Raw genomic sequence first — 5,873 nt, 5'->3', positions numbered from 1 at the left:
ATTTAGGCTACACAGAACCCCAAGGAACTCTTGAGGAAGTGGCCATATCAGGCGCAAAATATGCTTGTCATAAATTGGAAAAACCTGTGATTGTTGAAGATGCTGGTTTATTCATTAAAGCTTTAAATGGATTTCCGGGAACATATTCACATTATGTTCAAGATACTATTGGAAATCAAGGCATTTTAAAGTTATTAACCGATACTGACGACCGTTATGCCGAATTCAGGTCAGTTATTGGGTACTGCGCCCCCAATTCTGAGCCCAAGATCTTTTTAGGCAAGGTCGTAGGTGAAATCGCAGTTGAAGAGAGAGGAAATTTAGGATTTGCTTTTGATCCGTTGTTCTATGTGCCTAGTTTGGGCAAGACATTTGGAGAACTTACAACTGATGAAAAAAACCAATTTTCACATAGAAAAAACTCATTAGAAAAATTTATCAAATGGTATTCCAGTCAGGAATAGCGTTATTTTCTAATTATACTTATTGGGCTTATTTAAGATTTAAAAAATTTAAAGAGGTTTATATTATGGCAAGACCAGAATGGGTAACTTATAGTGACGAAGAAATTGAAGAAATGATTTTAAAATTTAACAGAGAAGGTAAAAGTACTTCCGAAATTGGTATTATCTTAAGAGACCAATACGGAATTCCATCCGTAAAAGATGTAACCGGTGAAAGAATCACCCAAATTTTAGCAAGAAACGGTCAAGCTGGTACCTACCCAGAAGACTTATTAAACTTAATCAGAAGAGCTGTTAACATCAGAGACCACTTGGAAGAAAATCCTAAAGATTTACACTCCAGAAGAGGTTTAACCATTATTGAATCCAGAATCAGAAGATTAGCATCTTACTATGTAAGTGAAGGTAAATTACCAGAAGGTTGGAGATATAATCCAAAAGAAGCAGCACTCCTTGTTAAATAGAGCTAAAGAAGCTAGTGATATGCTTAAGGAGCATATCGAAAAGGATAGTGTTATAAGAATAATTTCTCATAACGATGCTGATGGAATTTCATCAGCTGCAGTCATAGCGAATGCTTTGGCTGAAGAAGGTGCTCAATTCCACACTACCATCTTTCCTCGCCTTAAAGAGGAAAATGTTAATCAGCTAAGGCATGAAAAATATGATTTATTCATATTTTCAGACATGGGCAGTCCATTCATTAAAGAGTTCAATACCTATAAGCATGATGTGATTGTTGCAGATCACCACCAGGTGGATGATACAGAGTCAGAAAGCAATGTTGTCCACATCAATCCTCATCTGTTTGGCATTGATGGAAGTAAAGATTTATCCGGTGCAGGTTCAAGCTATTTAGCAGTTCGCGAGCTTGACAAAAAGCATTTGGCCCACTTCGCTTTAATCGGTGCATTTGGAGACATGCAAGGTCAGGATGGATTTGTCGGTGTTAATAAGCTGATTCGTGACGATGCTATTGAAAGCGGAACTTTGGAAATTCATGAGGGTTTGAAGATTGTTTCAAAAACATCAGAACCAATTTTTAAATCTCTCGCTTACACTTTCTCACCACCTCTTCCAAAGATAAGTGGAGACTTGGAGGGTGCACGAGAATTTTTAGAACGCATGAATTTGTCTTATGGAATTAAGTTCACAGACATGGAAGATGAAGAAAAGGACTTGTTAAAGGACGCTCTCATTTCCATTAATCCGGATATTTTTGGAGACTGTTATACAGTCCCTAAAGAAGCACCGTTATTGCGTGATTTGGAGGAATATGCCTATATTCTTGATGCCTGCGGTAAAAATAAAAAGCCGGGTCTTGGTTTAAGCATTGCACTCGGAGAACGTGATCAAGCTATTGATGCGGCCTTGAAATTGCAACGCCAATATCGTGACCAAATCGTTAAAGGTTTGGAATGGGTCAAAAAGGAAGGTGCAGTGCAGCTTAACAGCATCCAATATCTATACTCTGAAGACAAAGTATTGAAATCCGTCATGGGTACTATTGCAAGTATCGGATTGTCTGTAGAGTTGTTGGATGATTCAAAACCTGTAATCGGGCTTTCAAGACTCCACAAGGATATCAAAATCTCCGGCAGAACCACTCGTGAAATGGTTGCGAAAGGTGTTAATCTGGGAAAAGCATTACAGGATTCATCAAATAACTTTGGAGGAACCGGCGGAGGTCATGACATCGCCGCAGGTGCTATGATTCCTTATGAAAGTAAGGATAATTTCCTGCATTTGCTTGATGAAATGGTTGAATATCAATTATCAAATGATTAATATGTTTTTAACAAAAGAAGAAGAACAAATGTGTGATGGGGAGTTTGGAGAAACCATCAGAAAAAGCATGGATATCTTGGTTGCTTTAGGAGATATCTATGGGGCTTCTAAATTGGTTGACATAACTTCCGCACAGGTATCTGGCGTTTCATACAAAACTATTGGTGATGCCGGTTTAGAGTATCTTGAAGATTTGGCAAAAGACGGGTCAGGCAAAGCTACAATCAATGCTTCCTTAAATCCGCCTGGAACCGATTTGGACAATTGGAAGGAATTGGGCTTTCCTGAAGACTTTGCAATCAAGCAAAACCAGATTGTAGATGCTTATGCAGATCTTGGCATTTCTAAAACATGTACCTGTACCCCTTACTTGGTAGGCAATGTTCCAAGGTTCAGGGACCACGTATCCTGGTCTGAATCTTCTGCTGTTGCATATGTCAATTCTGTCATTGGTGCCAGAACTAATCGTGAAGGTGGACCGGCAGCACTGGCTGCGGCCATTGTCGGCAAGACTCCTTTATACGGTTTCCATTTGGAACGCAACAGAAGGGCCAACTTGGTTGTTAATGTTAATTGTGAATTGTCTGGCGCTGATTTTGGTGCATTAGGATATATTATCGGCAAGGTTGTTGGGGGAGGAGTCCCTTATTTTGTATTGAAAAACACTCCTAACAATAACGATTTGAAAACATTGGGTGCGGCTCTTGCTTCTTCAGGTTCTGTTGCACTTTATCATATGGAAAACGTGACTCCCGAGTTCGATAAAGCCGAAAAGGAAGAAGTTGAAGACATAATGTTCATTTCTGAAAAAGAGATTAATAAAACCCGTGAAAAATTATCCACCACCGATAAACAGCCGGATTTAATTTGTCTAGGATGTCCTCATGCATCCCTGGAAGAAATCAAGCAAGTGGCCAACATCGTTCAAGGAAAGACAATCAAAAACAAATTATGGATTTGCACATCAGTCAGCGTAAAGGCGACTGCGGATAGGATGGGTTACACTGAAACCATTGAAAAGGCAGGCGGTAATGTCGTATGCGACACCTGTATGGTTGTGGCTCCTATTGAAGAGATGGGCTTTGAAGTGATTGGTGTAAATTCAGCAAAAGCAGCAAACTATGTTCCATCAATGTGTGGACTTGATGTTGTTTATAATGATGTGGAAAATCTTATTCAATTCGAATGAGATTTCTTCAATTCTTTTTTTAAATAACTTATTTTTTCTCATTAAACTTTAAATTAAATAACTTCTATAAATTATAGTAAGAAATTGTGAGGAAGACTTTATGAAATATTTAGTTGTTGGTGCCGGAAATGCCAGTAGGCCTGTTGCAAGGCTACTGAATCATTTGGGGCATGATGTTACTGTAACTGATTTGAAAGATATTTCCGAATTTAAAATAGAATTTCAAAGAAGCATGATTGAAATAGAAAAGGAAGGTGTCAAATTAGACATGCCCAATAAGGATCCTTCTGTTGAGGGATTTGATGCTGTGTATATGCCGCCAACATTGCCGGAATCCGCTCCAATAGCTCAAAAGATTGCAAAGTCTGACCTGAAAGTTTTAACCAACGAAGAATTTTCTCAAATGGTAAATGATTTGATTCCGGTTGACATCATTGGAATTACCGGAACCATGGGCAAAACCACAACTACTTTCATTACAACCAGCTTGTTTAAACAGGCGGGCTATAAGGTCTGGTCCTGTTCGTCCCTTGTAAATAATTTAGTTTCAGAAGCCATTATTGATGGAATTGTTAAAGGCAAGGCTGATGAATGTGATATAGCTATTTTTGAACTTCCTCATGGTACAATTGGTCTTTTAAACAGATTAAATGTTAAAATCGGTCTTTTGACAAATATTGCAGAAGACCACTTGTCCGAATTTGGGGGGTCTCTGGAACTTTACCAGCAACGCAAATTGGTTCTTCAGGCCATGAGCGAAACGTTCATAGCGAATAATTCATGCAGGGATATTATTGAAGCAGTTCGTGATGATGCCATTTATTATGCATTGGATGAGGATGTTGACTTTAAGGGAACTGTAGGAGACAAGTCATTGACAATTAAATATGAAAATGATGAGTTCACAACTCCATTTTATATGATGAGCTATTTCTTTGAAAACTCTGTTGCGGCTTCAGCTGTAGCCTTGACATATGGGGTTAAAAAGGAAGCCATTATTGATGCATTAACAGAATTTAAAGGCTTGCCTGCACACATGGAGGATGTGGGCGACTATAACGGCAGGAAAGTAATTCTCGATTCTGCATTCTTATATGATGGAATGAAAATTACTCTTGATTACTTTAAAGATGATAGCGTTGTATTGTTTTTAGATCATTTCGATACATTATCCGTAAGGGATAAGGCAGAAGTCGGTGAGCTTGTAAGCAATTATGATATTAAAGTTGTAATTGCAAGCGGATTTAATGAGGTTAACCAAACGGTTGAAATGGAGGCCGCTCAAGAGATTTTAGATGCAATCACTAATCCAAATATTGAAAAGGTGGCTGTGGAGACAATTGAAAAGGCAGCAGAGCTAACCTTCAAATATTCTGTGCCGGGAGACATCATTTTGCACATGGGCCCTCTTATAGCATATGACAGGTTGACTACCGTTGATAAAATTATGAAAGGACTGGAAATAGGAAGTAAAAAGTATGAATAAAAATAAAACCTTCGGTGTTATTGGTGTTTGCGGAGCAAATGGTAATTTAATTGCTAGGATCCTTAAACAAAGAGGATATAATGTTATTGGTACTGATTTGGCATTTAAAAAAGATTGTAGATTTGCAAAAGCTTTAGAAGGCTATGATATCGATGTGTTTTATGGAAAAACTCCTGAAGCTTTCTTTAAAAAGGCGGATTATATCATTCCTCCTGCAAGTTTATCAAAAGATTCAGACTTATTGAAAAATATTGACAAGCCGATTTTGGAATTGAATGACATCATTGAAATGATTCAGCCTGAAAAGCCGGTATTTGGAATAACAGGTACAAATGGAAAAACAACCACAACAACATTGCTTAAGAAAATAGCTTATGATAATGGAATAAAGCCATGTGAACACGATTTGGAAGGAATGCAGGGAAATGCAGAGTTCATTCCAATCTTGCAATCAAGGCTTGATGGTGATGTTGCAATTTTGGAGGTTGGAACATTTGGCGTTCCGGGCACTATCGGAAGAATCGTAAAGAATACTTCAATGTCCAACGGTTTGATTACAAACATCACTCCCGATCATTTGAATGACCTTGGAAGCTTTATGGATTATGCTAAGGTTAAAGGAGAATTCATTTCCGAATTAGGCCTTGGTCAGCTAATCGTAAATGGTAACGACCCGACAATAATGGGTCTTTTAAGAGAGCTAGACTTTAAAGGGGAAGTCATTACCTTTGGAGTTGATGAGCTTCCTGATTCTGTTGCCATGAAGGAATGCGTTTGCGGCAATGAAATCGCAGTTAAAGAAATTATCTCAGGATGCGGATACTACTTCTGTAAATGCGGCATAACAACTCCTCAAGTGGATTATGTTGCAACAAACATTGATTTGCCTAACAGAACTTTTGATTTGCACACTCCAACTGAAAAATTAACAGTTAAAATGGGCATT

Annotated in this window: 6 protein-coding genes; all 6 read left to right on the top strand. The window is 38.2% G+C overall.

Features of this window, described 5'->3' with window-relative positions; all coding sequences use genetic code 11:
- A partial coding sequence (locus ACJROP_RS02925) for an XTP/dITP diphosphatase (RefSeq protein ID WP_406534004.1) occupies nt 1–464 on the top strand: 464 nt, incomplete at its 5' end.
- 65 nt (nt 465–529) lie between these two features.
- The gene (locus tag ACJROP_RS02920) at nt 530–928 is read left to right on the top strand and encodes a 30S ribosomal protein S15 (RefSeq protein WP_406534003.1); all 399 of its coding nucleotides are present in this window, start codon (nt 530–532) and stop codon (nt 926–928) included.
- Complete coding sequence (locus tag ACJROP_RS02915) at nt 918–2,252, top strand: DHHA1 domain-containing protein (protein ID WP_406534002.1); 1,335 nt, start codon at nt 918–920, stop codon at nt 2,250–2,252. Before ACJROP_RS02920 ends, ACJROP_RS02915 begins: the two co-directional genes overlap by 11 nt.
- Nucleotide 2,253: 1 nt before the next feature.
- On the top strand, nt 2,254–3,441 hold the full coding sequence (locus ACJROP_RS02910) for an aconitase X (RefSeq protein ID WP_406534001.1): 1,188 nt from the start codon (nt 2,254–2,256) through the stop codon (nt 3,439–3,441).
- Nucleotides 3,442–3,541: 100 nt separating this feature from the next.
- Nucleotides 3,542–4,927, top strand: a complete 1,386-nt coding sequence (locus tag ACJROP_RS02905; protein WP_406534000.1) for a Mur ligase family protein — start codon at nt 3,542–3,544, stop codon at nt 4,925–4,927.
- The coding region (locus ACJROP_RS02900) for a Mur ligase family protein (RefSeq protein WP_406533999.1) at nt 4,920–5,873 on the top strand (954 nt) is incomplete at its 3' end. The genes ACJROP_RS02905 and ACJROP_RS02900, both read left to right, overlap by 8 nt.

Source organism: Methanobrevibacter sp. (assembly GCF_045220775.1).
Classification (GTDB): Archaea; Methanobacteriota; Methanobacteria; order Methanobacteriales; family Methanobacteriaceae; genus Methanocatella.
Note: the sequence above shows the minus strand (reverse complement) of the source record. Positions and strands in the feature narration are given on the sequence as shown.